A 23,314-nucleotide genomic window follows, 5' to 3' on the forward strand; every position below is an offset into this window, starting at 1 on the left:
TTAGATTAACGGAGCCAGTCAGCCATGTCGAACGCAGGGGGCGGAGCCCATCCCCGTCGCACGTACGCGCGAGAATTCAAGCAGCAGGTGATCAGAGAGACGTTGGAGCCCGGCATGTCGGTGTCGATTGTTGCGCGCCGGCACGACATCAACGCGAATGTGGTGTTCGGATGGCGCAAGCAATATCGTGAAGGCAAGCTGGTCGTCCCTGCACTCGACGTTGCGCCGAGCATGCCATGCACGGAACTGCTGAGCGTCGACGTGATCGACTCGGCATTGGTACTTCGGGCGCCGGAGCCGACAGTGATGTCAGAAGCGATGAGCAGCGTACCGATGCCGGCGCCCGTGTGCGAGATCGAGGTGGAGATCGGCAAGCGGCGCGTGAAGATTCGCGGCCTGTCTGCCGAGCGCACTGAAGCATTCCTGCAGGAATGTCTGAAGTGATTGCGCTGCCCGCAGGTACGCGTATCTGGCTAGCGGCCGGCGTGACCGACATGCGATGCGGGTTCCAGGGGCTGGCCGCGAAGGTGCAGACAGCACTCGAAGAGAATCCGCTGGGCGGCCACCTGTTCATCTTCCGCGGGCGTCGCGGTGATCTCGTGAAGCTGCTTTGGGCAACTGATGACGGACTCTGGTTGCTCGCAAAACGATTGGAGCGAGGCCGTTTTATCTGGCCCCAGGCCGATGGCGGAAAGATCCATCTGACGAGCGCACAGCTGTCGATGCTGCTCGAGGGCATCGACTGGCGGCAGCCGCGACGCACCGCCGCGCTGTCGATGTTGTAAACCGCGAAGAAGACTCGTAAACTGCGACGCATGTCCCAACATGCGCCGCTTCCCGCCACCGTCGCTGAGCTCCAGGCTCTGGTGCTCGAGCAGCAAGCATCGCTCGCGAACATGGTGCGGGAGATCGCCGCCCGCGACGACGAGATCGAACGACTGAAGGCACAGATCGACAAGCTCAGGCGAATGTACTTCGGGAGCAAGTCCGAGAAACTGGCCCGGCAGATCGATAAGCTCGAAACGCAGCTGGAAGACCTGACGGCCGGCCAAGGGGCGGCAGAGGCGCGAGGACAACGAGACAAGGCATCGAAGGGACCATCCAATCGAGGGCCCACGCGAGAACCACTGCCGCCGCACTTGCCGCGCGACGAGATCGAACTCACACCTGATTCGGCTTGCCCCATATGCGCGACTGCAATGCAGTGGCTCGGCGAGGATGTCTCTGAACAACTCGCTCGCGTGGCGGCCGCGTTCAAAGTGACCCGCACGATCCGCCACAAGTTGTGTTGCCCTGATTGCGGCCACATCGAACAGCCCGCGATGCCTAGCCTGCCGATCGGGCACAGCATCGCGCATCCGAGCTTGCTGGCCGATATTGCGGTGTCGAAGTTCGCGGATCATCAGCCGCTGTATCGCCAATCGGAGATTGCTGCACGCGACGGAGTGACGCTGGATCGCGGCAGCATGGGCCGCTGGCTCGGGCAGATTGCCCAGCTCTGTGTGCCGCTCGTTGAAGCGATCCAGCGCTACGCACTGGTTCCCGGAAAGGTACACGTTGACGACACGCCGGTCGCGGTGCTCGCGCCAGGCAACGGTAAGACGGTGACCGGCCGCTTCTGGGTCTACGTGCGCGACGATCGTCGCTCGGGTTCGGCTGAGCCTGCTGCGGTGTGGTTCGACTTCTCCTCGGATCGCAAAGGCGTCCACCCTCAAAACCGGCTCGCCGCATTCCACGGCATCGTGCAGGCCGATGCTTACTCGGGGTTCGATCAACTGTACGCAAGCGGCGAGATCCACGAAGCGGCATGCTGGGATCATGCGAGGAGGTACATCTACGATGTTCACGCGCGCACGCCGACTGCGGATACCCAGCAGTTGCTAGAGATGATCGGCGAGCTCTACAGCATAGAAGCCGACATCCGCGGCAAGGCACCAGACGAGCGTCTGCGCGTGAGGCGGGAGAAAAGCAAGCCGTTGCTCGTGAAGTTCGAAACGACGATCAGCGCAAAACTCACGACGCTATCGACGAAGTCGGCGCTCGCCAAGGCGATCAACTACTCGCTGAACCACTGGGCAGCCCTCACGTTCTACTGTGAAGACGGTCGGGCCGAGATAAGCAATGTGCTTGCCGAAAACGCCTTGCGCTGTGTCGCGCTCGGACGAAAAAATTATCTGTTCGTCGGCTCCGACAGCGGGGGCGAGCGGGCCGCCGCGATGTATAGCTTGATCGGGTCGTGCAAGCTCAACGGAATCAACCCGCGTGCCTACCTGGAATACATCCTGATCCACATCGCTGATCACAAGATCTCTCGCATCGACGAATTGCTGCCTTGGAATGTGGCTGACAAACTGAAACCCCTCACCCCGCACACATTCTCAACCGGGTAGATCTGGATAGATTTGGATGGATCGTGCCCACGATCGCCGATCGTGGACACGATCTACCTTTATCTACACGGACTCCGACACGCCATCACCATCATGCCTCACTCGCGCGCGCGTGAGGACACGGCCCAGCCGAGCCGCTTACCGGGATACGCGCTAGGTAGAACGAGCTCCACAACGTCACCGCTCGCGTGTAACGTCGCAACAACCAGCGCTGCGAACTCATGGTTTCACTTTTCGGGCGCACGGATATACCCCAGCAGGTCTGCATAGACAGTTCATGAAAAATTGGATTGGAGTAGTGGTAGTTGCGGTAATTGCCTCGTCCGGAGACGTCCGGCGAATTATCGCAAGACCAGTCTGCCGCAGATCCCGACGAATGCAACTGCCCCCGGCAACGTGACGATCACGGTCGACGTGAAGTGCACGCTCGAAAAAACCTCATTCCGGCCCGAACCGTATGAGATCGTGGCTCGGCGGCCGTGCGATGTGGCGTCGCGTTATGCCGAACCAGCGGATGCAGCGAAACTGCTCGGCTGGCATCGACCTCAGGCAGTAAGCGTGTGACCGGTGGGACGTCTGACTGCGAGGCGGGTGCATGTTATGTTTATGCCCGTCTTCAATCTGGGGACTATTCGCGGTGGCGATCGACAAAAGGCATGCGATGGAACCTGGAGGGCCGGCGCCCGAGGCGTATCGGCGTGGCAACAGGATTCGTCCTGCGTTTCGCTATACGAAATGGAAGAATCCGTAAGCGAAAAAGTCGCGTGCCTTGCCTCGACGCTTCCGAGGACGTGTGTGGGGTTACAGCCAGGTGAACTGGTCGGGCGGAGACGCCAGGCACCGCCGGGGCGGGCGTAAGAACTCAGCCTAGCTCGAAGGAGGTGACGCCAAACACATGCTTGGCCGTGAGCGCGGGAGATTCCTTGGTGTACATCCTGGCGGTTTCGAAGACGCTTGTCATATCGCGCCGCTCAACCAGAGCAACCGCGGCCGGATTGGACTCCGGGACGTCGAGCGTGAGCAACTGGCCCGGGACATGGGCGGCTAACGCTCCGAGCAACTCCTCGGCGATCTGATCGTTGTCCGCGAAAAGAGGACCGATCTTGTAGCCAGCCAAGCATGCTCGCAGCACACCGTAGCCGGTGATGCGCGCAACCTGGACCACCGCCAGTGCGACGGAGTCCGCCTGGCTAAGCCACTCCCCCAGGAATCGTGGACGACGGGCGGGGAAGAAGCGCTGGTCGTAATCGACCAGTTGATCGAATGGCAGCTCCGAGACGCTTGAAACGCGTGCGCTGACCACCCCTTCCACGACGCCCTGAAAACGGATGTTGCGATAGGCAAGCTGAAAACCCGACTTCCTGTAGTTCGCCTGTTGGGCGACGACACCGTCGAGGCCCACGTTGCGATTTCCCAAGTAGGCCATGCCGTGTTGCCAGATGCGCATGCCAAAGCCCATGCCGCGGAACTGGGGTTTGACGAGGTAGAGGCCGATGAAGCCGAATCGATCGTCATAGGCGACAGCCGAGATGCATCCTATGGGCTCGCCTTGCAGCGCGCCGATAAAAAAGCCATTGGGATCTGCCGCGCGAAAACAACGCGCATCGTGCTTGCCGGGATTCCACCCCTCCGATGCAGCCCATTCGAGCGACAGTTCGACCTCGCTGGGCGTCATGGTCCGGATGAGGAAATCGTGAGCTGCGGTATAAGTTTGGCCCATCCAGTTCTCCCAAGGCCACCGCCATCGGCGTTCTGTTCAGCCTGGCGCACCCGCATCCGGCTTCCCGCTCTCACTTCCGCCAAAGATCAGGATACCCGTGAGGAGAATAAACAGATTCCCTTCCGTGAAATTGAGCAGCAACGAGTTCGCAAAACACCCTAGCACGAAGGCGAGCAGATAGCCGCCGACAACCATCCCCGCCAGTTTGTCGAGCCGCCTGCATGCCCGTGCAATCTCGACCAGAAACCAGACAAACAGCGCGATTCCAAGCAGCCCGAGCTGCACGCCCATCAGAAAGAACTCGTTGTGTGGATTGCCGGCCATTGCCGCGCGCCCACCCGTGCTGTTCTTCGCAAGCTTTTCGAATTCGGTTCGAACGCTGCCCACGCCATAGCCGAAAATCGGTCGTTGCCGGATCAACTCCAGACTGCGTTGATAGAATTCGAGCCGAACCCCCATCGACGTATTCTGGTTATAGACCTCAAACTCCTTAACCTCTTGTCCGGTCTCGGCAAGCCGTGAGTGCTTCGCTGTGAAAGACCAACCCACGACGCACAGGCACACCACAACGCTCGCAACTGTCGTGATCCAGCGCGTGCGCGTGTCTTTGTCCCGTGACTTCATGAGCTGAACTGCGACGAGGACCGCCATGTAGGCGATCGCCACGACCTGCCCAGTGCGTCCCTGAAGCACGAACAGGACGTTCACCATCGCGAGCACAGCGACCAGATAAAGCAGCCACCGCCCGATGCCTTTGCGCACCGCCGTGGCGAGCGCCATTGCCAGATAGCCCAGAAACGCCATCATCAGACCGGCGGAAATGTGATCCTTGAAGACCCACGGTTTGGTCATCGGGTCGCTGCCGTGCATGGGCCCAACCGACGTCCAGCCAAGGAAGTTCGTATACGTGAGCACCATGGCCAACGTCAGCGTGGAGAACAACCCCCATATCGCCGCGGACTGCCACTTCGCCCGGTCGCTGCCGTAGAACACCACGAAAAGCACCGGCAACATCAGCAGCTTTCGGTACTTCAACAGGAAGCCGAGGGCCTCGTCATGGCTCGCCGAACTGTAGGTCATGCTCAGGGCGAGCACGACAAACAGAACGAGCGCGGCCACATTCACCGGCGAAGCGGCGATCTTTTTGCATGCCCTCCACGCCTCGGGGGACAGCAACGCGAACAGCAACACCAGCCCGGATCCGAGATTCACCCCTGCCGTGGAGATTGGGACCGCGCATAAGGTGACAAGCGCGAACGCTCTCGCGAGGAACAGCGCATATGACTCGGATGTGGACCGCCAGCCTTGGCCCAGATTCGTGGAGTACCTATGCTTTAGCGCGTCACCATTGACCGCCGGCGCAGCGCTGGCGCTCAGTTGCGAAACTTCACTGGTGATATGCGGTGCGACCATCATGAAACCTTTTCACTATTTGAACTTCAGGATTCGGAAGTCTTCGCTTCCAGACGTTCCATCACCAACGCCCCTTTGCTCTGATTCCGGTAAGGCCGGCTTGCGCTACTTTCCTGCCCGGTGAAGAAGTTGGCACGCAGGTCCAGCGCTGCTCTCGAATACATTGACTCGACGGTTTCCCGGGCACGCTGTCCCACCGACGCACGCAGCGCAGGATCGGCCAGCAACCTGCCCACAATCTGGCGCGCCTGCTCAGTGGTGTCGAAGATAAAGCCGTTCTCGCCATGACGGATCCAATCGGCATAGCCGCCGCGCCGGTGGCACACCACCGGCAACGCGCAGGCCATCGCTTCGAACACTACCCGGCCAAACGTTTCGACGTGCGACCCGGTCCGGTAATAGAACACATCGAGCGAGCGCATAAAATCGGCCGGCGGCGTCGCGCCTTCCGCAAGGAGTTCGATGTTTGACTTGTTTCCCAGCTTGCCGGCAAGGCAGGTGGCGCCCTGAAGCCTAACATCTGCTCCCTGCGCTGACCATTCCCGATACAGCGCCAGGTCATCGTCATCATGTTTGTCGTCAGTATCGCGGCTCAAGCGGCCGACGATGGGTCGGCTGCGCGTCACGGGCGCGCCCGGTTTAAACAGCGCCGTATCGATAGGCGACGGATGCACCACGCCATCCACACCAACCTGACGTTGCTGGAAATCGGAGATGAAAACGTACTCGGTCTCTGGCCAACGCAGCAGGCGCGGATGCGTTGAAGTCAACGTCAGTATCTTCGGGTGAAACGTGTTGAACACATAGATCAGCCGTTGCGGAACCGGCCCGAGATAAGGCCATATTCTGTTGCGCCAGTGCGAGCCGACGAAGACGTAGGTGCCTCCGTTCGGGCGATTCTGCGGGGCGAGGCCGAGTGGTTTTATTCCGAACTGGTCGATGAGTTCCGGTGAACTCCGGGATGACGAGGACCATAGTTTTACCTCGCCCTTTGTCTTCAGCAGTCGGGCAAGATTGAGTGTTTCCTGCTCGCTTCCGCCATACGGATTCTGGAATCCGTTCACGAGATGAATGACTGGATTCGACTTACTTATAGATGTATTCGTCATGTAGCGGAATGCGGCGGATATCGACAACGCCGTTGAAAAATGTGCAATGTTCTATTTGAGTGTTATTGAATCTTGTCTGGCATCTTCGATACTGCGCAAAGCCCTCGTTTTGCGCTAATGCCAGTCTTCGTTAACGGCACGAAAGAAGAAATAATTAGATAACAATCGGAAATAATTGTAACATTCTGAAGACTTTCGATAAGCGGTATCGAAAGTGCAGCATGTTTGCTGCATATCAATGCAGACGTCTATCCAATGTTGGACGCAGCGTCGTTGAGTTGTTCGAGGCTCATGCGACGCGTTTCCGGCGAGTCACACGGAGATCAGCAGCCTCGGTGCCGCAATAGAAGAAGAACCACAGGCCCCCGCCTAACTGCCCCGCTGCAGATCAATAACAGTCGAACACCACTTCAATTTCCTCATCCGTTACCCCCCATACACTGCCCGTATGCAGGGCGACCACATGCATCTCCATGTTCTGGGCTTTGCAGTAGGCGGCGGCATGCTTTATCCCAACGGTTCGCACATGGTTCCAGGAGGTCAGGCTCCAGCGTGCCCGGCTCGTCAGAGCCAGATGGCCATCCTGCCGCGAGTCGACGTTCGACACGGCGGTACAGGCGGAAAGGACGCCTATGCCCGCCAGGCACGCACTTCGTCTCGTTGCTGCACGCCATAGTGAGGCGCGAAGCGTCACGAACGCGAGTCCTGGCAACCGGAGATTGATCAAAAGACTAGGCATGTGCGCTGTCGGTCACTGGGGGTGTTACGGCAAGGCGATTATATCGGCAGAATAGGCTGGGCATTGTGTCACCTGAACATTCCGAGCACGGGCATTTTCCCATGCATAGTGGCGCCAGAGGTTAGAATCCCGCCCAGATGACGTTGACTTTACATTGAGCCCGTTGCCCCTCCTGCTGTGATATCGCCGACTATCGTGAAGCTATCCAAGAGCAACGCCCTGGCACTACTGGCAATATCGCAGTTCGAAGCAGGTCGCAGCGAGCGCCCTGAAGCCGGGCGGTGCACCCGTCTGTCGGTCAAGCTGAACGGATTCGACTGGGGTGTTCAATAGCGTGCGCCAGCAACTGATTCGATTCGTAATCGCCGGCGTCGTAGGTTTTGTGGTGGACGCCGGCATCCTCTACCTGGGGCTCGCAGTAGGCCTCGGCTACTTCGCCGGTCGCGCGGTTTCGTTCCTCTGCGCTGTCTGGGCCACCTGGCAAATCAACCGCCGTTACACCTTTAGCTCAAACCCCAGTGGATCGGCCTGGGTTGAGTGGTGGCGATATCTTGTAGCAATGTCGGTGGGAGGAGTCGTCAACTATTGCGCGTACAGCGCGACGGTTCTTACGCTGAAAGGGCTCCCGTTCCTGCCCATCGTCGCGGTCGCCGTCGGGTCGTTGGCAGGTATGGTCGTCAACTTTGCCACGGCTAAGATGTGGGTTTTTAAACAACGCTGATTCTCCCAATGGTGACCGGTGGCCACCGTCGGGAGGGTGCTTGGGGTTTCGACCAGCGCTTATTACGCGTGGCGGCATCTACGGCGTGCCACGTATTCACGCCTTGGGTGGCACCGTAGCGCGCTTAGCCAGTCAGCGGCGATTTTTCCGCATGACCGCTGTTCCGGCCAGGTCAGGTAGCGGCATTATTGCTTCAGGCTTATCGGCAAAAAATTCGTCCACGGCTTTCTCCGCCCCGTCCCAACAGAGGCTCGAGTAGTCATGCATGAGAATAAACCCGCCCGGTGACATGCGCGGATAGAAATACTCCAGGGCACTGAGCATAGGTGCATAAAGATCACAGTCGATATGCACGAGGGCAAAGCGTGCATCGCTCGGGAGCTGCGAAGCGGTGTCTGGGAAATACCCTTTCACGAATACGACACGGTCGTCTCCGATGCGTGCCCGGACTGCTTCGACGCTGGTATCCGTGAAGACTCCTGCGAGGTGCTTTTCGTCTCGGCCCAAATCGACTTCGGGCAGTCCTTCAAAAGTGTCTAGCAGATACAGAGTGCGGTCGAAGCGACGCGCGAAGGCAGCAAGTAACTCGGCTGTATTGCCCTGCCACACTCCGAGTTCCGCAAAGTCGCCCTCAATCCCGTCTTTTGATATCTGGTCAGCGATCAGGCAGAACGAATAGAATCGCGCCATATCGTTGTTGTGCGAAACAAGGCCCCGGGCAAATTTCTCGGCATCTTCCTCGGGGCTTACGGCACCACCGAGCGTCCGATACTTGGAATAGTTCTTATCGTATCGCTCGGGGTGAGAGAAGCCACGCAACTCGCGCCAAGTTGGTGCCGTCTCAGACTGCTGTTCTTCGCGATGAAGAAGCCGCTTCATCGTCTCCGCAATAGACATTTGTCGCTCCGCTAAACGTGAGGCGATAGTATAAAGGACGCTCATTGAAATCCGGCATCCGGTTGTCGTCGCGCGTTCCTGTACCTACATCCCACGCTCAGAAATGACCTGCCCTGCACCTGTCCACTACTGTGGAACAGGACTTGCGGTTCGGCCTTCACGCGAAGTGACACTTCCAGGCACGTGCCTGGTTCGCCGATATGACGTCCTGCAAGCGCTACGTGCCGCGGCGTTCGTACGGTGAACCGTAGAACTGCTAGTATGTCCTACGCGTGCTTACACGATGTTTTCCTCCATTTTGTAATATCGAACGGAAGGGGGTATCACAGTGGCAGAGATTGTGGCGGCGAAAGATTTGTGGGTCGATAAGTTAATTAATAGGGCACCACAAAAGTACACCGAAAACATCGCGAAGTATCTGGCGCGCGGGGGGATTCTTGATCCCGAAAGCGACATACAAAAGTTTGCGCATAATGATCAGACGCGTTTTTTTGCGTTTTGCTTGATTGTGGACCAGATCGCCAAAGACAGTGTGCAGGGCGATTTCGCAGAGTTGGGAGTATTCAAGGGCAACTCCGCTGAGTTTCTTGCGTCGGTTGCTCGTCGACTTGGTCGAACAACCTACCTGCTCGATACCTTTGAGGGCTTCGATGGGAGGGATCTCTCCGATAACGAATCCCGGCTGCAAGGGGCATTTGCTGATACGAGTCTGGAAGCGGTTCGTGCCAAGGTTGGCGATGAACAAACAGTCTTCATCAAGGGACGCTTTCCGGAAACTTCGTCTCACATTCCGGAGGATGCCTCGTTTGCACTCGTCCACATCGACTGCGATCTGGGTGAACCGATGATGGCCGGCTTACGGTATTTCTATCCCCGCACCAAACCCGGGGGTTTCATCGTTATGCATGACTACAACAGTCTGTATTGGGACGGCGCGGAGCAGGCTATCGACAGTTTCTTTTCCGATAAGCCTGAGAGCATCATTCCTCTGCCGGATCTTTGTGGTTCCGTCGCCATCCGCAAGTCCAAATAGCGCGGTTGGCTTTGAAAGGCGGCATCAGCTTCAGCCGTCGAGCTAACCACATAGAAGATATACGTGCCAGGGCCAGTGCTACTGCACATTGTCAACTTGTTGGCCGACGAGTGTCCGAAGACGCAACATATAAGGATAACTAATTAACTCGGCAATGTACTCCCACGGTGCGGTCCCCGCTACGCTTTCGCCCACCTCGAGGGCCTAGTTGCACAGTTCCCATTTTGCTTTGCGTCGGTGGTGCAGCAATGCATGAAGAGAACGGCCACCTGAGGATTCCGCCGCGCCCGGCTGATCAATCATCGAGTGGCAAGCGGACGCTCAGCGCTTACTAAATTATGCGCGCGGATAGGAGATGCTGGTGCCCGAGATCAATGATGCTGCGAAGGCAACGCCTTTACGGCATGTTCGTGACTAAATCAGAACTCGGGGTCCTCAAGCACACAAGAGCGACGGAGCAAGCCCGGTTCGTCGGGGTGCCGATCGTTCACCCTCAGCAGGGACGTTACCGCTACAATGCGCATTCAATGACTTGGGAGGCACGCCTGTGCCGACGCAGCAGACATCTAACTTCCCCCTGGTAAATATTGCTGGCATTGATGTCGCAGTGAGTACCGACGTGTCAAAACTTGCATCGCTGTTTCTACAGGGGACAACGTTCACAGAAGCCGTTGGGCATATGGCAGGTGTTGCTTCTGCAGTCCTGTTGGCCTTCTACGCCCATACAAAGCTAACATTTCGGTGAAAACATGGGGAATCTTGCATCGCTATACCGTTTTCGTTTTAAAGAGGCCGACCTCCCCGGCAAGATGCGCGTCTGGCAGGTGTTGTGCAAAGACTTCTTTCAACAGTTTGTCGATCCCGATTCGACGGTCCTTGATGTGGCTTGCGGTTACGGCGAGTTTATAAACAACATCCAGGCGAGGCAAAAACACGCGATAGACCTGAATCCTGATACCGAGCAGTTCCTCGGGAAAGAGGTCTCGTTTCATCAAACGAGAGCCGACGAAATGCGCGGCATTGCGGACGAAAGTATCGACATGGCCTTCACGTCGAATTTCCTCGAGCACCTGGAATCGAAGGACTCCTGTGACAGCGTGCTGACTGAAGTGCTGCGCGTCCTTCGTCCCGGAGGCAAGTTCATCGTCATGGGGCCAAACATACGTTACCTGGCTGGGGAGTACTGGGACTTTTACGACCACCATCTGCCGCTTTCACACTTGTCGCTGGAGGAAGGGCTTTCCATAAACGGATTTCGAGTCATTCGCAATATCGACAAATTCCTTCCGTACACGACTCGATCTGCTCTACCGCAACATCCGTTACTCGTGAGCGCATATTTGAAATTTCCGCTCGCATGGAGAATTCTAGGACGACAGTTCCTCCTGGTCGCCGAGAAGCCGGCCTGACTCCTCAGGACTGGGTCACCATGCTGTTGCAAACTGACAGTCGGGGCTGGCTTGCACGCATCAGGAAAACTTACGCGAGCAAGAGTAGCACCCCTTTTCACCGCTTTCGCGTACGGCATTGTGAATGCGTGGTCCGCGAAATAGCGAGTGGAAACTACGCATAACGCCCTGACAAATATTGCAGATATTGCGGCAAGGCGAATGTATCGGTCGGAATCGGCGGGCGTTTGCCACTTCGACATTCGGACGCCTCTTCGCCTCATGAAGGTTGAGAACTGCCACCTCCACATCGGTAGCCTACTAAAGACTGGCCGAACGACGCAACCAGGTCTGTGGCGCATGCGTTTTGTAACAGTTAGTAAAGGAACGGGCCCTAAAACCGCGCTTGGAAAATACTACAGAAAGGTTAGACTGCGCGTAATGTGAATGTAGGGTCGCTCGTGAATACGATGCTGAACGCTCTTCAACGCTGTTCTCGGTATTCACCGCCCATTATGAGCAACTTCTTTGTTGATGACCCGAGGCCCAAACCGATCTTATGCGTCGTTGTTATTTGCACATTGGAACCCACAAGACGGGTACCTCGACAATCCAGCGCGTGCTGGCGGTTCAGCCGCAACGACTAGCCGAAGCAGGCTTCTTCTTCCCTCGCACCGGTCAGCTAGAACCTGACTCCGGCCAGCACGGCCTGGCCGCTCAGACGAATTCACCCGGCCATGCCGCACTGATCGACTCGTTGATTGACGAGATCACGGCGTCGCGGCAGCAGGTCATCCTGTCGAGCGAGGAGTTTTCACACATGCTGTGGAACAATCCGCTCGGCTTTCAGCATCTAGTCGACCGCCTGACCGACATCGGGCAAAAAGTGGTCGTGGTGCTCTATCTGCGCCGCCAAACCGACTATCTCGAGAGCAATTATCTGGAACGGTTAAAAAGCCGCTTCTGCCTTGACTTCTTGACTTATGCACACACGCGCCTGCGACATGACCTTGCCGAATTCCCTCTGGATTACGCGCAGCTGATCAGCAGGCTCGATGGCATTCACGGAATCGACTTAGTGGTACGTGCGTACGACGCGGTCCGTGAATCCAGCGTAGTGGATGATTTTCTCAAGGTAATCGGTTGGCCCGCCAGCGTCCCTCTCGCGGAAGAGCGTGTCAATACGGCGCTCGCCCTGGTCGAATCGCTGAAGAATTTCTGTCGCGCTCAGCAGCAACGGACGCTAAGCGAATCGGAAGAGCGAGTGATCGAACTAATCGCTTCCGGCTTGCCGTCACGCACTCGCATGGATAGCGCGACGCGACGCATCATTGTCCAGCACTATGCGCGATCCAACCGCGAGGTAGCGACGCGCTTCGATCTTTCGGCGCTGCTGGAAGAGCCACTGCCCGAGCGTACCTTTGGCGAATGGCGAGGGCTACGCGGCGAACCGCCGCCGGATCACGGCACCGTGCCCCGCGCGACACTGGACCACCTGTTTTCCCCAGACTTCGTCGCCATTTTGCGTCCGCTAGCAGAACGATTTGGAGCGACTGACACCGCGCTTGCCACAGCGCAAGCGCTTGCGATAGAACGCTACGCTGAGATAGAAGCCTTGCGCGCCCAATTTGGAGCGACCGACACCGCGCTTGCCCAAGCGCAAGCACTCGCGATAGAGCGCTACGGTGAGATAGAAGCCTTGCGCGCCCAACTGGGTCGTGCCGAGAGTGCGCTTGGCTCCCGGCACGGAATCATGAAAGCGCTAGGGACGCGGTTCCGATCGCTTCTTCGACGCGGGATCTAGACTGCGCGGAGGGGCAAGGCTCTGTGAGGAAGCGGACCCGATTGCTTCCCATGCCCATGAGAGTTGATCGGCAGCGTCTCCAGACCCTCCCTCAAGTGGGGCTCCTCTTCGAGCCGAAACACCGACACCGCCTCCCTCAATACCGAGGCCTGTTCTTCAAGCGACTTCGCCGCCGCGGCGGCCTCTTCCACCAGCGCCGCGTTGTGCTGCGTGACCTCGTCGATCTGGGTAATCGCCTTGTTGACCTGGGCAATGCCCTCGCTCTGCTCGCGCGCCGCCGCTTCGATTTCGCCCATGATGCCGGTCACACGCTCGACCGACTGCATCGCTTCGCGCATCGTCTTGCCCGCTTCGGCCACGAGCGACGCGCCCTGCTCGACCTTGGCCGCCGATTCGCCGATCAGTTCCTTGATTTCCTTCGCCGCCGTGCCGGAGCGCTGCGCAAGACTGCGCACTTCCGAGGCCACCACAGCGAAGCCACGCCCCTGCTCGCCCGCGCGGGCCGCTTCGACCGCGGCGTTCAAAGCGAGGATGTTGGTCTGGAACGCGATCCCTTCGATCATGCCGATGATCTCCGCGACCTTGCGCGACGAAGTCGTGATGCCCTCCATCGTTTCGGTCACCCGGCCCACGACGCTGCCACCGCGCGTCACGGTCTCCAGCGCACCATGAGCGAGCCGGTTGGCCTGCTCCGCGTTGTCGGCGTTCTGCTTCACCGTCGCCGACAGTTCTTCCATGCTGGCCGCGGTCTCCTCGAGCGCCGCCGCTTGTTGCTCCGTACGTCGCGACAGATCGGCGTTGCCCGAGGCGATCTCATTCGCGCCCTGCGTAATCGCGCCGGTGCTGCCGCGCACCTTCGATACCGTGTCGATCAACCCATCGCGCATCTGCGTCAGCGCGCCGAGCAGCTGGCCCATCTCATTGCGCGAGCGCACTTTGACAGCGATCGTTAAATCACCCGCCGCAATACGCTGGAAATGACGAATGGTCTGGTTTACTGGCCGGATCACGGCCGCCGAGAGGCCAACGCGCGCCATCACGCCAATCACGATCGAGATCGCGCCGATCGCCGCAAACAGCAGTGTGGCGATGCGAAAACGCGACGCGGCCGTTTCGGCCTGAACCTTTTGGTTATCGGTTTCCAGTTGCTCGAGCGCGTCGATCGCTTTTGCATAACTGGCGTAGAAACTGTTGGCGGTCTCGCCCTGGATGTTGCGGAAAGTATTGAAGTCGTTATCGCCGAGCGCCTTGAATTCCGGTTCGATCGCCTGATCGACCAACGCCGAGCGTGCATTCTCCACAGCGTGGGCGAGCCGCTGCTCGTCGTCGTTGCTGAAAGGCCCCGCCGCGTAGGCGTGGAAATCGTCGTTCGATTCGACCAGCACCTTGTGCGCCGCCGGCAGCAGATCGTCGGTTTGCTTGCCGACGCTGAATAAGGTTTCGTAGCTGCCCAGCGCCAGGCGCGCCTGCAGCAGCTTCGCGGAACTCGCGTTCAGGCGCGTCAACGCGACCGAATTGCGCTGCACATCCTGCAGACCATTGCTGGCAAGCTTGAGTGCGCCATATCCGACCCCGATCACAGTCAGCAAGAACGCGACAAACAAGCAGATAACCAGCGTCAACCCGCCCCGAATGGTGATGTTTTTTAGCATTAGTTCTCCGTTACGTCCTGGTCGAGCGGCGCACGACCAAAATCTCCCCGTTCGCACCTCGCCGCATCCGGGTTAACGGTCGTTTGGAACCCGCGCTAGATAGGGGGAATCCATGACAGGCAAGGGTTTGGGGGTGTTACAGAGTCACTATTTGGGAGCGGGGACGGCTAATGTTGCGTCACTTTCCACAGCATGGAAAAGGTCGCTGCCCCGAGGGTCACATAACCAGTTGACATACAGTTATCCGATCTCGGATCGCACAAGAGGGTCAACTTTTGCTTGCCGCTGAAATCGAGGTTGACGGGCGGGTCAATCTGGCCGCGCTGCCGCGCCGGCACACTGTAGACGAAAGGATAGCTTTGCTTAGGAGTTTTCGTGTGATCGCCCAGAATGACTAACGTGCCGGTAGCCTTAGGAGCGGGATCGAAATGTAGTTCAGCCGTGTCGGCCATTTGCGTGACGCCGGTCATCACGACGGGATGCGAATAGCCATCGGCCATGGCACTGCCGGCAATAGAAAACAGAATGAAAGCAATGGTGAACTTGCCAAACATGGGGGACGCTCGGTGAAACGACGAACTGGAAGTATGACGGAATGGCGAATTCTTTTCAGTGGCGCGGCGGGTGCCTTGCTGAGTCTACCGGTGATGCGCGAACAAGCTGACCGCTAATTGAACTGTAGTCCGTCCCGGCCGGCTTTACGAGGCCCGTGCGTTTCGTTTGTATAATTCGGCGTCTTCGCTCAGGCTCACCTTCATGCTTAGTTTCGCGCTCGGGTTTCTCGTCTCACTGCTGATCACATTGTTGATCGTGCGCTACGCGCATCTGCATGAAAAATTCTCCACCGATACCGATCTGGTCGGCGTGCAGAAATTCCACGCGCAACCGGTGCCGCGGATTGGCGGAACGGGCATTCTAATCGGACTGGTGGTGTCGGCCCTGCAGTTGCATCACACCTATCCTGCCGTGTCCGGAGGGATTCTGGGCCTCGTGGCGTGCGGCCTGCCGGCCTTCGGTTCGGGACTGGTCGAAGACCTGACCAAGCGGGTCTCACCGCTCGCGCGGCTCATCTGCACGATGGCGGCCGCCGCCCTCGCCTATTTCCTGTTGAATATTGCCGTCACGCGCATTAGCGTGCCGCCGCTCGATTTTCTGCTTTCCTATGCGGTCATTTCCTGCGCGGTCACGGTGCTAGCCGTTGCGGCGCTAGCGAACGCCGTCAACATCATCGACGGCTTCAACGGGCTTGCGTCGATGGTCGCGTTCATGATGTTCGCGTCGCTGGCGTATGTGGCCTTCGAGGTGTCGGATCCGATCGTGCTGTCCGCGTCGCTCATCATGATGGGCGCTGTGATGGGCTTTTTCATCTGGAATTTCCCGGCCGGCCTGATCTTTCTCGGCGACGGCGGCGCGTACTTCATCGGTTTCATGCTCGCGGAACTGTCCATCATGCTGGTGATGCGCAACCGCGACGTGTCGGCGTGGTATCCGGTGCTGCTGTTCATGTACCCGATCTTCGAGACGTGTTTCTCGATCTACCGGAAGAAGTTTATTCGCGGGATGTCGCCGGGAATTCCGGACGGCGTGCACCTGCATATGCTGGTCTACAAGCGCTTGATGCGCTGGGCCGTGGGCGCGCGCACGGCGCGCGAACTGACGCGGCGCAATTCGCTGACCTCACCGTATCTGTGGCTGCTGTGTCTGGTGGCCGTGGTCCCTGCGACATTGTTCTGGAGGCACACGCTGCATCTGTTCTGCTTCGTGATGGTGTTTGCCGCGACCTATGTGTGGCTGTATGTGAGTATCGTGCGGTTTAAGTCGCCGAGGTGGCTGGTGGTGAGGAAGAAGCGGCGGACATAGAAAAAGGCGCATAAGCGCCTTTTTTCTTGTCCTGCCGTGTTGCAGCGAAGGGTTTGCTACCTGCCTGGCCTGAGCACCGCAGCGCCCCGAAGTATCACTACGACACGCGAACGTTGGTCACCGAAGGCACGCTCTGCAGCGGCGGCGCGAGCGTCGGCTGATATTCAGGCACCCAGCGACGCAGGTCGCGCCGCACGTCCTGATCGGGCAACACGCGGTGCTGCATCAGCCAAGGCAGCAACTCGTCCAGCAGGTTATCCGGCACACCACGCGCCTGAGCGATCCGCAGTTTCGGATGCGGCGTACGCGACGTGGTTTCGTCGTCGGCGAGCAACTCCTCGTACAGCTTCTCACCTGGCCGCAGCCCGGTGAACACGATCCTGATGTGCTCCTCGCTGAACCCATACAAACGGATCAGATCGCGCGCCAGATCGACAATCTTCACCGGCTCGCCCATATCGAGAATGAAGATCTCGCCGCCACGTCCCATGCTAGACGCCTGCAAAACCAGTTGCGAGGCCTCGGGAATCGTCATGAAGAAGCGCGTAATCTCCGGATGCGTGACCGTGACCGGGCCGCCCTTGGCGATCTGCTGCTGGAACTTCGGAATCACGCTGCCCGCGCTGCCCAGCACATTGCCAAAGCGCACCGTTTCGAACTGGGTGCGCGTGCTGGTTTGCTGCAAGGCCTGGCACGCCATTTCCGCGAGGCGCTTGCTCGCACCCATCACATTGGTCGGGTTGACGGCCTTGTCCGTCGAAATCAGGACGAAGTGCCTCACCTCGTGGCGGATCGCTGCTCGTGCGACGCGGTAGGTCCCCAGCACGTTGTTGCGGACCGCCTGCCATGCGTTCTGCTCTTCCATTAGCGGCACATGCTTGTAGGCCGCTGCGTGAAACACGATGTGCGGCGCATAGCGCGACAACACCTCGTCGAGCAGCAGCGAATCCTTGGCGTCACCGATCACCGGGACCACCGGCAAGCCCGGGAAGCGGTCGTGCAGCTCTTCCGTGAGCTTGTACATCGCATACTCGGACAGATCGAACGCGACCAGCTGGGCGGGCTCAAAGCGCAGGATCTGACGGCACAGTTCCGAACCGATCGAACCGCCCGCTCCCGTCACCATCACCACGCGATTGCGCAGCAGGGCTTCGACGTGCGGCGTATCGATCTTGACTGGATCGCGCCCCAACAGGTCTTCGAGGTCGATATGCCGGACCTGCGAGAGGAACGCCTGCCCTTGCGTCAGCGCGGTCAAGGCTGGCAACACCATGGCGCGAACCCCCGCGCGCACGCACAGCGTCGCCACACGGCGCTGCGCTTCCACGGAAGCTGAGGGAATCGCGATGATCGCGTATTCGGTCTTGAGCGACTCCGCCAGTTGCGGCAGCTCGCTGATCGAGCCAAGCACCTTGTAGCCGTAGATTTCGCGGCCGTGTTTGGCCACATCGTCATCCAGCAGGCCAACCAGACGCCACTCGCTCGAACGCGACAGTTCGCGGGCGAGGCTCGCGCCTGCGGAACCCGCGCCGAGCACAACGACAGGCTTGCCCTGGCCGACGAGGCCGCCATAGAGATAGAACTCTTTGGTCGCGCGGTAGAGGGCCCGGGTGCCGCCCATGACGAGGAACAAAAGCAGCGGCGAGACCACCAGTACGGAACGCGGCACGATCGGTACGGGTTGCACCATCACCGAGACCACCATCGTGACCAGCGCGCCGGCGACCACGGCCTTTGAAATACGCATCAGGTCCGGGAGGCTCGCGAATACCCACATGCCTCGGTAGAGACCGAAAATGCGAAACATCACGCCGTAAACGGGAAGTACCCAGATCAACGAATGCAACGCGCCGTTCCAGAAATCAACCGGGACGGCACCGTTGAAGCGAATGACGTAAGCGGTGATCCAAGCCGATCCGACCGCAAACAGGTCGAACAGGAATGCGCTGAGAGATAGCCACGAGGCCTTATGTCTTAGCATCGGCTTTATACCCCAGATGATTGTTCAGACAGTGTTGATTGAAAACGACGCCAACGTAGATCCACCGCCACACCCATCAGGCATAGCACGACAATCCACACGGCGACTACGCACCATTGAACAGCCGGAGATCGGCCAAGCATGAATAAAGCAATCGTTATGCCTGCCACCATGACTGCATACCATGCAGCGGCGGTTCGAGCATGGCCCATACCTGAACGCACCATACGCTGATAGTAGTGCTCCCGGTGTGGGCGCCAAAATTTTTCGCCACGCAACAGGCGCCGCACTAGCGTAACTGACGCGTCAGTGATGAAAGGTGCGAACACGAGTACGGTAAACCAAATGGGCCACGCCCCGCGGAGCCAGCCCCAATAGCCGAAAGCGCCGGCAAGAAAGCCTAACGAAATAGAGCCAGCGTCCCCGAGAAAAATCCGCGCGGGGTGGAAATTAAACAACAGGAAGCCCAACGCCGCCCCAGCCACCGATGCGCATGCCAACGCCACGTCCGGCAACGGCTGGTTAGCGATCAACGCGGCCACAGCATATCCTCCGAAGCCAAATAGCGCCATGCCGCCCGCCAGGCCGTCCGCCCCGTCCATAAAATTGTAAAGATTGACCAGCCAAAGCATCAAAAATGACAAGACTGCGAGAATCCACCACTGCACAGGAGCGGGATACAGGACGACGAAGCCCACGACTGCGATGAAGTGGGCGGCGAACCTGACTCGCGCCGGCAGGCCGCGGCGATCGTCAATCTGCGAAACCGCCGCCAGGAAGGCCACTGCAGCCGCCACGCACCATAAGTTCGGCCCGAGCAACCAGATGGCGGCTACCGACACTGGCACAATGCCCCAGCCCCCGACTCGCGGCGTGGGACGGACATGGAGCGAGCGGTCATTCGGGACATCAGTGGCCAGACGCCACGCCAAGCCGGTTTTCAGCAGGACCAGCAAGATCACCGCGCACACGCAAGCGGCTCCCACAGCAGCGAACGCGATGGCCGCCCAAGGCGAATTCGTAAAAACTTGCATGACCATGGATACCCTCAGTGCGTCGAACGGTACCAGCGGGCGGTCGCAGCCAGACCGTCATCGAGGGAATGAGGCGGCTGCCAGCCGAGCACGGTGCGAATCCGGCTCGTATCGACCTGCAGGCTGCCTATAAGACGCTCAACCTGCGACGAACGGTGCGTCAGCCGGCCGGCCGCACGCAACCAGCTCACCGGTAACGGCAGCAGCCGCGCTGGCTTCTGCAAATGCTTGCCCAAGGAACGCGCCAGTCCGGCCACAGTCGGGTCGTCGCCATCTGCAATGTGGAAGCATTGGTGCGCGGCACGCGGGTCGGTAGCGCAACGCATCAGCGCATCGGCCAGATTGTCCACATACACAAGGCTACGCCTGGAGCTGACCGCACCGAGTGGTAACGGTACTCCCTTCCAGACGGCATCCATCAAACGCAGAAAGTTAGCGCGAACCTCCGGGCCATACACCAGCGGGGGCCTGACAATTACAACTTCCAGACCTGTGTCTTGACCGTAACGGATCAGCGCCTGTTCCGCGGCATACTTCGAGCGGCCATAGGCGTCCTGGGGAGCGGGCATGTCCTCCTCGCGCAACGGGCGCCCGAAGTCGCCTTCTGCTACCGCCTTGATGCTGCTGACGAACACAAACCTGCGGGCGCCGCTTTGAAATGCAGCCTCGGCAACCCGGAGCGCCCCCTCCACGTTAGTCGCGCGGAAGGCCGCATCCGGATCAGCCGTGTCGTCATTCAGCACATGCACCCGGGCCGCCAGATGCACCACGCACTCGGGCCTCAACTCTTGAGGCCACGAACTTGCTAGACAGGAGAAATCCTTGCCGCCGTCCGCCCATTCCTGCACACCTGACTCACAGCCTCCGGTCTGCCGCACGAGGCCCGTGACGACGTGCCCGCCAGCCACCAAGGCACGGCACAACGCCCGCCCAACAAAGCCATTCGCGCCGGTAACGAGAATTCGAGTCATAGCCACTTCCAACCAAAGCGGCTAAAGAACTTATACGCCGACGCGGCAAACATCCGGATATGCGCCGAACCTTTGCGCGCGGCGCCGCCGCCGTGGTGCAATACCCGCACAGCCGGCGCATACACGACGCGGGCCACATCGTGCGCCCGCAGACTCAGATCGTAGTCTTCAAAGTACAGAAAATAGCGCGCGTCGAAACCCGCCAATTTTTTAAGCACGCTCGTGCGAAATAGCATGAAACAACCGCTGACGATGGGCGGATCCCAAACGATATCCCGGTCATTGATCAGATCGCGCATCTCGTAGCGGGCAAGGCGGCGCGCAAATAGTCGGCGGACGCCGCCTGGCAAAAAACCGCGGACAAAAAGGTCAAGCAAGGCCGGATAGCGGCGGCACAGGAACTGCTGATGACCCTGCTCGTCGCCGATCCAAGGCGTCAACAGGCCAGTGTCGGAATGGGCTTCAAAAAATTCGAACGCGCGAATCAGAGCGTCGCGATCGAGGTCAATGTCCGGGTTCAGCACGAGATGGTAGCGGCTCGCTGCCCGCTCGATCGCCAGATTGTGGCCCCGGCCATAGCCAATGTTGCCGTGCCCGGAGAGGATGATGCAGGCAACGCCAAGAGCGTGCAGTGCGTCGAGCGAGGCACGAACGTCCGGCAACCCACCGTTATCGACGAGATAAAGGGCAACCGGCAAGCCAGGCCGCCTGATGTGCAGTGCTTCACAGGCTGCGCCGAGGCTGGCCAGCGTACTCGCCAGTGCCGCGAGATCCGGCCGGTAGACCACGACGGAAACGGACAACCCTTCAATATCGGAACGCGGCGCGCTTGTAGCATTCATGTGAGTTAGAACTGCGTGTCTTATGGACGACACTTCGTTGTGTGGCCGCAACAAGCACGCAGTTTGCTTAATTTTCTGCGATTCGGCAACCGGCCTTTCCTTTTGTTACTGCTCGTCACGCTTAATTAAGCCCCATATATTTTGCCCGAATTGGAAGGATGTGCCGCAAAATCAACCCACTTTCAGGTGTAAGGTTGTGTGCAATATCGTGAAATAGTAAAGTAGCGCCGCAAAACTCCTACACACGGATTCGACCGGATGCGTGCGGCAATTAGATTAGCCGCAGCGCCCCGTCGCTCGTCACTATTACAAACCGCCCGTAGGGCAGACCGAATGCGCAGCAGACCTCTCGTCGTCGATCTGGATGGCACCTTGATTCGCTCGGATGTCCTGATCGAATCTGGGTTTGCCTATTTGAAATCCGCCCCGCACCGCTTCTATGAGCCGCTGCTATGGCTCGCGCGCGGTGGCAAGGCTGGGTTGAAAGCCGGTCTCGCTGACACGACGAATGTAGACGTCACCGTCCTGCCCTACGACGCCTCCGTCGTCGAATGGCTGACGGCAGAACGCGAAGCCGGTCGCACCCTGGTGTTGGCCACCGCCAGCCACGAACGTTACGCGCAGGCGATCTCCGCCCACCTCGGCCTGTTCGACACGACGTTTGCCAGCAACAGCAGCGTCAATCTGTCTTCCCGCAAGAAGCGCGACAAGCTCGTCGCCGAATACGGCGAAAAGGGCTTCGACTACGCCGGCAACTCGCACGACGATATCGCCGTATGGGAGTCCGCCGAACGGGCTTACGTGGTCAACCCCTCCAACGGTGTGGAGCGCGCCGCCCGCAGGATCGGCAATGTGGAGCGCGTAATCGAGTCGCGCCCGCCCACTGCCAGAACGTGGGCCAAATCGTTGCGCCTGCATCAATGGCTAAAGAACCTGCTGATCTTCGTGCCTTTGCTAGCTGCACACGAACTGTCGTCGGCGGATCTCGTCATCGCGGCCATACTCGCGTTCTTGACCTTCGGACTTTGTGCGTCAAGTGTCTATCTGCTGAACGATCTGCTGGATCTCGAAGACGACCGTCACCACCCCGTCAAACGCAAACGTCCGTTAGCGTCAGGTGCATTGCCCCTGACGTGGGGACTGGGTCTGTTCCCGATCCTCCTTGTCGGCGCGTTCGCCGCAGCGTGGCTCACCCTGCCTTGGCGCTTTTGTGTCGTGCTGGTCGGTTACTATGCCTTGACACTTGCCTACTCGATGTTCCTAAAACGGCAAGTAATGGTTGACGTGGTCGTGCTGGCAATGCTCTACACGATCCGAATCATTGCGGGCACCGCGGCGATCAATGGCCGCCTGACCTTCTGGCTGCTCGCTTTCTCAATGTTCATCTTCCTCAGCCTTGCGCTCGTGAAGCGCTACGCCGAATTGCACTCAATGAAAGCCCGTGGCCTGGTCAAGACACGCGGCCGCGGTTATGTAGCGAGCGACCTGTCACTCATCTCGTCGCTTGGTACATCGTCGGGCTATCTGGCGGTTCTCGTTCTCGCGCTCTACATCCAGGATGCAAAGACAGCCAGCTTGTACCGTCATCCGCAGGTCATCTGGCTGGCCTGCCCCCTGCTGCTTTACTGGGTGAGCCGCACCTGGATCATTGCACACCGGGGCCTGATGCACGACGATCCTATCGTCTTCGCTGCGCGCGATCGTGTCAGCCTCGCCGTGGTCGCCCTGGTCGGGCTCGTGTTCTGGGCGGCGATCTAGGG

General features: G+C 59.0%; 20 protein-coding genes. 9 read left to right on the forward strand and 11 right to left on the reverse strand.

Going from position 1 to position 23,314, the window contains the following annotated elements:
- The first annotated feature begins 24 nt into the window (after window positions 1–24).
- Genes P3T40_RS40080 through tnpC form a run of 3 tightly spaced genes read left to right on the forward strand, consistent with a single transcriptional unit; the run spans window position 25 to window position 2,390 of the window.
- The gene (locus P3T40_RS40080) at window positions 25–444 is read left to right on the forward strand and encodes a transposase (RefSeq protein ID WP_429273222.1); all 420 of its coding nucleotides are present in this window, start codon (window positions 25–27) and stop codon (window positions 442–444) included.
- Window positions 441–785 carry an IS66 family insertion sequence element accessory protein TnpB gene (gene tnpB, locus P3T40_RS40085; protein WP_075358736.1) on the forward strand — a complete coding sequence of 115 codons (345 nt, stop codon included), beginning with the start codon at window positions 441–443 and terminating at the stop codon, window positions 783–785. Before P3T40_RS40080 ends, tnpB begins: the two co-directional genes overlap by 4 nt.
- Before the next feature lie 30 nt (window positions 786–815).
- Window positions 816–2,390, forward strand: a complete 1,575-nt coding sequence (tnpC, locus tag P3T40_RS40090; RefSeq protein WP_429273223.1) for an IS66 family transposase — start codon at window positions 816–818, stop codon at window positions 2,388–2,390.
- Between the two features lie 862 nt (window positions 2,391–3,252).
- Here tnpC and P3T40_RS40095 read toward each other — a convergent pair.
- The 4 genes from P3T40_RS40095 to P3T40_RS40110 all read right to left on the reverse strand — a co-directional run bounded on the left by P3T40_RS40095 (window position 3,253) and on the right by P3T40_RS40110 (window position 7,371).
- Window positions 3,253–4,110, reverse strand: a complete 858-nt coding sequence (locus P3T40_RS40095) for a GNAT family N-acetyltransferase (protein WP_429273224.1) — start codon at window positions 4,108–4,110, stop codon at window positions 3,253–3,255.
- A gap of 36 nt (window positions 4,111–4,146) precedes the next feature.
- The gene (locus tag P3T40_RS40100; RefSeq protein ID WP_429273225.1) at window positions 4,147–5,526 is read right to left on the reverse strand and encodes an O-antigen ligase family protein; all 1,380 of its coding nucleotides are present in this window, start codon (window positions 5,524–5,526) and stop codon (window positions 4,147–4,149) included.
- Window positions 5,527–5,549: 23 nt separating this feature from the next.
- Window positions 5,550–6,632 (reverse strand): glycosyltransferase family 4 protein, encoded by a 1,083-nt coding sequence (locus P3T40_RS40105; protein ID WP_429273226.1) that lies wholly within the window; start codon window positions 6,630–6,632, stop codon window positions 5,550–5,552.
- A 388-nt stretch (window positions 6,633–7,020) separates the two neighbouring features.
- The gene (locus P3T40_RS40110; RefSeq protein ID WP_429273227.1) at window positions 7,021–7,371 is read right to left on the reverse strand and encodes a hypothetical protein; all 351 of its coding nucleotides are present in this window, start codon (window positions 7,369–7,371) and stop codon (window positions 7,021–7,023) included.
- A gap of 322 nt (window positions 7,372–7,693) precedes the next feature.
- Here P3T40_RS40110 and P3T40_RS40115 point away from each other — a divergent pair, with 322 nt between their 5' ends.
- Window positions 7,694–8,092 carry a GtrA family protein gene (locus tag P3T40_RS40115; RefSeq protein ID WP_429273228.1) on the forward strand — a complete coding sequence of 133 codons (399 nt, stop codon included), beginning with the start codon at window positions 7,694–7,696 and terminating at the stop codon, window positions 8,090–8,092.
- A 132-nt stretch (window positions 8,093–8,224) separates the two neighbouring features.
- Here P3T40_RS40115 and P3T40_RS40120 read toward each other — a convergent pair whose 3' ends face one another.
- Window positions 8,225–8,989, reverse strand: a complete 765-nt coding sequence (locus P3T40_RS40120; RefSeq protein WP_429273229.1) for a TylF/MycF/NovP-related O-methyltransferase — start codon at window positions 8,987–8,989, stop codon at window positions 8,225–8,227.
- Between the two features lie 328 nt (window positions 8,990–9,317).
- On the opposite strand from P3T40_RS40120, the gene P3T40_RS40125 reads away from it, so the two are divergent.
- The 3 genes from P3T40_RS40125 to P3T40_RS40135 all read left to right on the forward strand — a co-directional run bounded on the left by P3T40_RS40125 (window position 9,318) and on the right by P3T40_RS40135 (window position 13,214).
- Window positions 9,318–10,022: a TylF/MycF/NovP-related O-methyltransferase gene (locus P3T40_RS40125; protein WP_429273230.1), complete on the forward strand. Its 705-nt coding sequence runs from the start codon at window positions 9,318–9,320 to the stop codon at window positions 10,020–10,022.
- Between the two features lie 749 nt (window positions 10,023–10,771).
- Window positions 10,772–11,431, forward strand: a complete 660-nt coding sequence (locus P3T40_RS40130; protein WP_429273231.1) for a class I SAM-dependent methyltransferase — start codon at window positions 10,772–10,774, stop codon at window positions 11,429–11,431.
- A 553-nt stretch (window positions 11,432–11,984) separates the two neighbouring features.
- Entirely contained in the window at window positions 11,985–13,214 is a 1,230-nt protein-coding gene (locus tag P3T40_RS40135; protein WP_429273232.1) for a hypothetical protein, read from the forward strand.
- Here P3T40_RS40135 and P3T40_RS40140 read toward each other — a convergent pair.
- Window positions 13,211–14,866, reverse strand: coding sequence for a methyl-accepting chemotaxis protein (locus P3T40_RS40140; protein ID WP_429273233.1), 1,656 nt, complete (start codon window positions 14,864–14,866; stop codon window positions 13,211–13,213). The genes P3T40_RS40135 and P3T40_RS40140 overlap by 4 nt on opposite strands.
- A gap of 167 nt (window positions 14,867–15,033) precedes the next feature.
- Window positions 15,034–15,420: a hypothetical protein gene (locus P3T40_RS40145; protein ID WP_429273234.1), complete on the reverse strand. Its 387-nt coding sequence runs from the start codon at window positions 15,418–15,420 to the stop codon at window positions 15,034–15,036.
- 202 nt (window positions 15,421–15,622) lie between these two features.
- Here P3T40_RS40145 and P3T40_RS40150 point away from each other — a divergent pair, with 202 nt between their 5' ends.
- Window positions 15,623–16,726, forward strand: coding sequence for an MraY family glycosyltransferase (locus P3T40_RS40150; protein ID WP_429273235.1), 1,104 nt, complete (start codon window positions 15,623–15,625; stop codon window positions 16,724–16,726).
- Window positions 16,727–16,823: 97 nt separating this feature from the next.
- Here the strand turns inward: P3T40_RS40150 and P3T40_RS40155 are convergent, their stop codons facing one another.
- The 4 genes from P3T40_RS40155 to P3T40_RS40170 are packed head-to-tail and all read right to left on the reverse strand — an operon-like array spanning window position 16,824 to window position 21,554.
- Complete coding sequence (locus P3T40_RS40155) at window positions 16,824–18,707, reverse strand: polysaccharide biosynthesis protein (RefSeq protein WP_429273236.1); 1,884 nt, start codon at window positions 18,705–18,707, stop codon at window positions 16,824–16,826.
- 5 nt (window positions 18,708–18,712) lie between these two features.
- Window positions 18,713–19,747 carry an MraY family glycosyltransferase gene (locus P3T40_RS40160; protein ID WP_429273237.1) on the reverse strand — a complete coding sequence of 345 codons (1,035 nt, stop codon included), beginning with the start codon at window positions 19,745–19,747 and terminating at the stop codon, window positions 18,713–18,715.
- An 8-nt stretch (window positions 19,748–19,755) separates the two neighbouring features.
- Window positions 19,756–20,712, reverse strand: a complete 957-nt coding sequence (locus tag P3T40_RS40165) for a UDP-glucose 4-epimerase family protein (RefSeq protein WP_429273238.1) — start codon at window positions 20,710–20,712, stop codon at window positions 19,756–19,758.
- Window positions 20,709–21,554 carry a glycosyltransferase gene (locus tag P3T40_RS40170; RefSeq protein WP_429273239.1) on the reverse strand — a complete coding sequence of 282 codons (846 nt, stop codon included), beginning with the start codon at window positions 21,552–21,554 and terminating at the stop codon, window positions 20,709–20,711. Before P3T40_RS40170 ends, P3T40_RS40165 begins: the two co-directional genes overlap by 4 nt.
- Before the next feature lie 333 nt (window positions 21,555–21,887).
- Here P3T40_RS40170 and P3T40_RS40175 point away from each other — a divergent pair, with 333 nt between their 5' ends.
- The gene (locus P3T40_RS40175) at window positions 21,888–23,312 is read left to right on the forward strand and encodes a UbiA family prenyltransferase (protein WP_429273240.1); all 1,425 of its coding nucleotides are present in this window, start codon (window positions 21,888–21,890) and stop codon (window positions 23,310–23,312) included.
- Window positions 23,313–23,314: the final 2 nt, after the last annotated feature.

Source organism: Paraburkholderia sp. EB58 (assembly GCF_050436665.1).
Lineage (GTDB): Bacteria > Pseudomonadota > Gammaproteobacteria > Burkholderiales > Burkholderiaceae > Paraburkholderia.

Coding starts and splice junctions, on each gene's coding strand:
- P3T40_RS40080 (WP_429273222.1), top strand. CDS start 25: ATGTCGAACGCAGGGGGCGGAGCCCATCCCCGTCGCACGTACGCGCGA.
- P3T40_RS40150 (WP_429273235.1), top strand. CDS start 15,623: ATGCTTAGTTTCGCGCTCGGGTTTCTCGTCTCACTGCTGATCACATTG.
- P3T40_RS40145 (WP_429273234.1), bottom strand. CDS start 15,420: ATGTTTGGCAAGTTCACCATTGCTTTCATTCTGTTTTCTATTGCCGGC.
- P3T40_RS40130 (WP_429273231.1), top strand. CDS start 10,772: ATGGGGAATCTTGCATCGCTATACCGTTTTCGTTTTAAAGAGGCCGAC.
- P3T40_RS40110 (WP_429273227.1), bottom strand. CDS start 7,371: ATGCCTAGTCTTTTGATCAATCTCCGGTTGCCAGGACTCGCGTTCGTG.
- P3T40_RS40120 (WP_429273229.1), bottom strand. CDS start 8,989: ATGTCTATTGCGGAGACGATGAAGCGGCTTCTTCATCGCGAAGAACAG.
- tnpC (WP_429273223.1), top strand. CDS start 816: ATGTCCCAACATGCGCCGCTTCCCGCCACCGTCGCTGAGCTCCAGGCT.
- P3T40_RS40170 (WP_429273239.1), bottom strand. CDS start 21,554: ATGAATGCTACAAGCGCGCCGCGTTCCGATATTGAAGGGTTGTCCGTT.
- P3T40_RS40140 (WP_429273233.1), bottom strand. CDS start 14,866: ATGCTAAAAAACATCACCATTCGGGGCGGGTTGACGCTGGTTATCTGC.
- P3T40_RS40175 (WP_429273240.1), top strand. CDS start 21,888: ATGCGCAGCAGACCTCTCGTCGTCGATCTGGATGGCACCTTGATTCGC.
- P3T40_RS40160 (WP_429273237.1), bottom strand. CDS start 19,747: ATGGTCATGCAAGTTTTTACGAATTCGCCTTGGGCGGCCATCGCGTTC.
- P3T40_RS40100 (WP_429273225.1), bottom strand. CDS start 5,526: ATGATGGTCGCACCGCATATCACCAGTGAAGTTTCGCAACTGAGCGCC.
- P3T40_RS40165 (WP_429273238.1), bottom strand. CDS start 20,712: ATGACTCGAATTCTCGTTACCGGCGCGAATGGCTTTGTTGGGCGGGCG.
- P3T40_RS40105 (WP_429273226.1), bottom strand. CDS start 6,632: ATGACGAATACATCTATAAGTAAGTCGAATCCAGTCATTCATCTCGTG.
- P3T40_RS40095 (WP_429273224.1), bottom strand. CDS start 4,110: ATGGGCCAAACTTATACCGCAGCTCACGATTTCCTCATCCGGACCATG.
- P3T40_RS40155 (WP_429273236.1), bottom strand. CDS start 18,707: ATGCTAAGACATAAGGCCTCGTGGCTATCTCTCAGCGCATTCCTGTTC.